General features: G+C 68.9%; 7 protein-coding genes. 3 read left to right on the forward strand and 4 right to left on the reverse strand.

Annotated features, from left to right (window positions below):
- Window positions 1-799: FAD:protein FMN transferase (locus AC1DVT_RS17920; protein ID WP_477390494.1), on the forward strand; the 799-nt coding region annotated here is incomplete at its 5' end.
- Here AC1DVT_RS17920 and AC1DVT_RS17925 read toward each other — a convergent pair.
- Together AC1DVT_RS17925 and AC1DVT_RS17930 are read right to left on the reverse strand one after the other, a co-directional pair.
- On the reverse strand, window positions 796-1,764 hold the full coding sequence (locus AC1DVT_RS17925) for a sensor histidine kinase (RefSeq protein ID WP_477390495.1): 969 nt from the start codon (window positions 1,762-1,764) through the stop codon (window positions 796-798). The genes AC1DVT_RS17920 and AC1DVT_RS17925 overlap by 4 nt on opposite strands.
- Window positions 1,761-2,474 (reverse strand): response regulator transcription factor, encoded by a 714-nt coding sequence (locus AC1DVT_RS17930; protein WP_477390497.1) that lies wholly within the window; start codon window positions 2,472-2,474, stop codon window positions 1,761-1,763. The genes AC1DVT_RS17925 and AC1DVT_RS17930 overlap by 4 nt, the downstream gene beginning before the upstream one ends.
- A 107-nt stretch (window positions 2,475-2,581) precedes the next feature.
- On the opposite strand from AC1DVT_RS17930, the gene AC1DVT_RS17935 reads away from it, so the two are divergent.
- On the forward strand, window positions 2,582-3,172 hold the full coding sequence (locus AC1DVT_RS17935) for a pyridoxamine 5'-phosphate oxidase family protein (protein ID WP_477390498.1): 591 nt from the start codon (window positions 2,582-2,584) through the stop codon (window positions 3,170-3,172).
- A gap of 17 nt (window positions 3,173-3,189) precedes the next feature.
- On the opposite strand, the gene AC1DVT_RS17940 is transcribed toward AC1DVT_RS17935, so the two are convergent.
- Window positions 3,190-3,489 (reverse strand): transcriptional regulator, encoded by a 300-nt coding sequence (locus tag AC1DVT_RS17940; RefSeq protein ID WP_457101271.1) that lies wholly within the window; start codon window positions 3,487-3,489, stop codon window positions 3,190-3,192.
- Window positions 3,486-3,932, reverse strand: coding sequence for a hypothetical protein (locus AC1DVT_RS17945; RefSeq protein WP_457101272.1), 447 nt, complete (start codon window positions 3,930-3,932; stop codon window positions 3,486-3,488). Before AC1DVT_RS17945 ends, AC1DVT_RS17940 begins: the two co-directional genes overlap by 4 nt.
- A 159-nt stretch (window positions 3,933-4,091) precedes the next feature.
- On the opposite strand from AC1DVT_RS17945, the gene AC1DVT_RS17950 reads away from it, so the two are divergent.
- Window positions 4,092-4,802 (forward strand): aldo/keto reductase (locus AC1DVT_RS17950; protein ID WP_477390501.1); only part of this gene is annotated, 711 nt, incomplete at its 3' end.

Here is a 4,802-nt window from a genome sequence, read left to right on the forward strand (position 1 = left end):
CGCGTGGGTCGAGACCATCATGGGCACGGCGATCAGCATCCACCTGATCTCGGAGTCGGCGGCCGACCGGCCGGCGGTGGACGAAGCGGTGTCCGGATGCTTCGACCAGCTGCGTGAGATCGACCGGCTGTTCTCGACCTATCGCGCGGACTCGGACATCTCAAGGCTGCGACGAGGTGAAGCAGCGATGGCCGAGCTGGACCCCCGCCTCGGGGAGGTTGCGGAGGCGTGCCTCCGGTGGGAACAGGCGACGGGCGGACGCTTCTCCGCGCACTGGCAGGGCTGGTTCGACCCGACCGGGTACGTGAAAGGCTGGGCGGTCGAAGCCGCTGCGCGCCGCCACCTCGCACCGCTGCTGGCGGAGCCCGGAGTCCTCGCGGTCGGCGTGAATGCCGGAGGCGATCTGCAGCTGTTCACCGCAGAAGGGGCGGACTGGACCTGGACGATCGGTATCGCCGACCCCGCACGACCCGGCGAGATCGTCGCCACGCTGGAGCTCCGCAACGGCGCGGTCGCGACATCCGGCACTGCCGAACGCGGCGAACACATCATCGACCCGCGCACCGGCGAGCCGGCGCTGAGTGTGCTGAGCGCGACCGTCGTCGCGGACGGGCTCGCAGCGGCCGACGTGTGGGCGACCACGGCGGTGGTCGCCGGGATCGACGACCTCTCCTGGATCGGCGAGTCCTCGACGCGCACGGGCCTCGTGGTGGGGCAGGGCGGCACAGTGCGGCGCTGGCTCGGCGCCACCGAGGTCAGCACGACCGCAGCGGTCGCACCGGGCCCCGCGCTCGTCTAGGCCGAGGGGAGGACGAGGAGGAAGGTCGTGCCCTGAGGCGAGGTCGCCTCCACCGCGACCGTGCCGCCGTAGCGGGTCGCGACATCGCGCACCAGCGCGAGCCCGAGCCCGAATCCGCGCCGTCGCCCCGTCTCGCCGGCGCGGGCGAACCGCTCGAAGATGCGCTCCGCGTCGGCTTCGCGGATCCCAGGACCGTGATCGCTCACCCGGATCTGCACCGACCGGCCCGCCACGACGGCGGACACCCGGATGCCGCTGCCCGGCGGGGCATGCTGGATCGCGTTGTCGACCAGGGCGACACACAGACGGGTGAGCGTCACCGAGGGGATCGAGGCACGCAGCTCCTTGCCCGCGGCAACCTCGATCGCCACGTTGGCATCGTCGGCGAGGGGGGTCAGCGCCTGCACCGCGGACTCGAGACAGCGTCGCACGTCCGAGGGCTCCGCGGGGCCGGCGGCATCGCCTTCGGCGGACAGCAGAAGGTCGGTCAGCACGTCGTCCATCGTGGCCGCGTTGCGGCGCAGATCGGCGATCGTCTCGTCGAGGGGCTCACCGCGGGCGTGGCGTCGCTGCAGGATCTGAATCCGGCTCGTGAGCGCGGTCAGCGGCGTGCGCAGCTCGTGGCTCGCGTCCGAGACGAAGTTCCGCTGCGCCTGCAGCGCCTCGGCGAGCGGGCGCACCGAACGGCTCGCCGCCAGCCAGGCGACCAGGGCGAGCAGAAGAACGCCCACGATGCCCAGCACGATGATCCACGGGACGACCCGATCCACGTCCACGACGACGTGGTCGCCGTCGTGGTCCTGACCGCGACGGACCTCGGCCCGCTCCGGACGGGAGGTGAGCAGGATCACCGCCACCAGGATTCCGACCCCGCTTGCGATGATGACCGCGGATGCCGCGGCAACCCACACGCCGACCGCTGTCGACGCGCGGCGCACACGGACGCGGTCCTCGGCATCCGTCATGTCGGCGCCCCGATGCGGTAGCCGTGGCCGCGCACGGTCTCGATCAGCTCCGGGGTCGACTTGCGACGGATGTAGTGCACGTAGGTGTCTACCGATCCGGGCGCGTCCGCGGCGGTGAAGACCGCGTTCAGGATCTCGTCTCTGGAGAAGACATGGTCAGGGCTCTCCGAGAGCAGGCCGATCAGCGACGTCTCCGTCTCGGTCAGCGCCACCCGCAGTCCGGTCGGGGAGTACAGCGACCACGACCCGGGCGTGAATAGCCACTCGCCCAGATGCCGACGCTCACCCTCCGCGCGGTAGCCGCGCAGCAGCGCCCGGAGCCTCGCCAGCAGCTCATCGAAGTCGAAGGGCTTGACCAGATAGTCGTTGGCGCCGGCATCCAGTCCTTCGACCCGATCGTGGATCGCGCCCAACGCGGTGAGCAGCAGAATCGGTGTCGTGATGCGCGCCGTGCGCACCGCCGCCACGAGCTCGGTCCCGTCCATTCCCGGCAGTCGCCGGTCGACGAGCATCAGATCGTAGCGATGGCCGAGCGCCCGCGCGAGGGCCACCTTCCCATCGGCGACATGATCGACGGCATAGGCGTCGGAGAGCACTTCGATCGTCATCTCGGCGATCTCCGGGTCGTCTTCGACGTACAGCAGGGACGGATGCGTGGACTCGTTCAGGATCGGTCCCTCCGCTTGACCCGCTCGACGTCTCCATTGCACAGCATCCCGTCCAAGAAAGCACCAAGGATCGTCGACCCGTGGGACCTTCGGCCCAGCGGCGTTGCAGCGCAGGGGGTGGAGTGGACTCGAGCGAAGGAGCTCCCACCATGAACGATTCGAATCCAGGACCCCGCGCGCCGGTCGACCCGCGTTCGGTGCAGCACCTGTCGACGGCTGAGTGCTGGCAACTCGTGGAGGCACGATCTTTCGGGCGTCTCGCGGTCGAGGGCCTGGACGGCATGCCCGACGTGTTCCCGCTCAATTACACGGTGCATGACGGCTCGATCTACATCCGGACGGCGCGAGGCTCCAAGCTCAAGGCGATCTCGGTGCACCCCGTCGCCGCTTTCGAGATCGACGGTGAAGATGACGRCTTCTATTGGAGCGTCGTGCTGCGGGGCTCTGCCCGACGAGTGGCCATCGACAGCGAACTCCATGAGTCGGGCGTGCTCGCCCTGATCTCGGCGAGTCCCACCAGCAAGCACGACTTCATCTGTGTGACRCCCGTATCGATTTCCGGGCGGCGGTTCGCGATCGAGACGCAAGACACCGCGGCACCGCGCAATCCGCCGATCTGGCGGACACCCGTGAGTGCCCACGAGCCGACGCGACCGTACGAAGACACGACGACGCTGCCGGATGCCGGTCACCCCGCGTCGAAGCGGCCGACGCCGATCTCGCACTTTCCGCCTCGTTAGAGGCTGGATTCAGCACATCACTCCGACAGCGAGGCCACGATCTCGCGAAGCGCGGCGACATGAGCCGCGTAGGCGTCTCTGCCGCGCGCGGTCAGCCGAACCCACGTGCGCTGCCGGCCGATATTCGCGGCCTTGCGGATTGACACGTACCCTGCCTCGGCGAGGACCTTGAGGTGCTTGCTGACGACGGAGTCGGCGACGTCGAGGGCGTCACGTAAGGCCGAGAATTCGACGTCGCCCGAGATGGCGTCGAGCATCGCGAGGATGCGCAGCCGCTGCGGAGCGTGGACGACCTCGTCGAAGTGCGGCTCCGTCACGGTGCGACCCGGGACGCTTCCCATCGGCGGTTGAGGATCGCCGACCCGAATCCTGCGCTGAGTCCCCCCACCACGGCGACGAGAACGATGGTCCAGGCGGGCGCGCCGGTGAAGTGAAGTGCGACCGCCGCGAGCACGGGCACGGCGGCAAGGACCGCGGACCATGCCCAGACCCACGCCGGCCACGCGCTGCCGGGCACCGATGTGCCTGTCGCGCGGCGATGCACGCCGATCACAACCCCCTCCGCCACGAGCACAAGGAGGATCGCCGGCAGGTACCACGACGTTCCGATTCCGAGACCGATCGTGAGGACGAGCACCGCGATGAGCACTCCGACGAGCGGGAAGTACCAGGTCGGCGTGCCGCTTCGACGCACGATGGCGGCGCGCGCTGAGGCGATCGTGTCGAGATCGTCAGCGAAGGAGTGGTCGTCAGTTTCCATGTTGGAAAGTGAATCACTTTCCAACATGGAAAGCAAGCGGTTCTGTCCGAACGGGGTTCTGTCAGTGACTCCCACAGGCGGGCCGCGATGCCTAGCGTGGAATCACGACGAGGATCGCGACGATCGTCGGCCAACTGACACCGAAAGGAAAGGCAGATCATGCACAGGAGAACACTCGGACAGGGCCTCGACGTTTCGGCCATCGGCTTCGGCGCGATGGGGATGTCGCAGAGCTACGGGCCGAACCCCGGCGACCGCGCCGACATGATCGGCGTGCTGCGGTACGCGGTCGATCACGGGGTGACGCTCATCGACACCGCTGAGGTCTACGGACCGTACGACAACGAGGAGCTGGTCGGCGAGGCGATCGCCCCGATTCGCGATCGGGTCACGATCGCGACCAAGTTCGGCTTCCACATCGTCGATGGCAGGATGCAGGGCGTGAACTCGCGACCGGAGCAGATCCGCCGCGCTGCGGAGGGGTCGCTCACGCGCCTCGGAGTCGAGTCGATCGACCTGCTCTACCAGCACCGCGTCGACCCGAACGTCCCCATCGAAGACGTCGCCGGCACCGTCGGCGAGCTGATCCGCGAGGGCAAAGTGCGCCACTTCGGGCTCTCCGAGGCAGGCGCCGGCACGATCCGCCGCGCCCACGCGGTGACCCCCGTCACCGCGGTGCAGAGCGAGTATTCGCTGTGGACCCGCGACCCCGAGCCCGAGGTCCTGCCGACCCTGGCGGAACTCGGCATCGGGTTCGTCCCGTTCAGCCCGCTCGGCAAGGGCTTCCTCACCGGCACGGTCACCCCGGACGCGACATTCGCGCCCGACGAGATCCGCGCCCGAGTGCCCCGATTCGCCGCCGACAACCTC

It is taken from the genome of Microbacterium sp. P2_F9 (assembly GCF_056403635.1).

Coding starts and splice junctions, on each gene's coding strand:
- AC1DVT_RS17925 (WP_477390495.1), bottom strand. CDS start 1,764: ATGACGGATGCCGAGGACCGCGTCCGTGTGCGCCGCGCGTCGACAGCG.
- AC1DVT_RS17945 (WP_457101272.1), bottom strand. CDS start 3,932: ATGGAAACTGACGACCACTCCTTCGCTGACGATCTCGACACGATCGCC.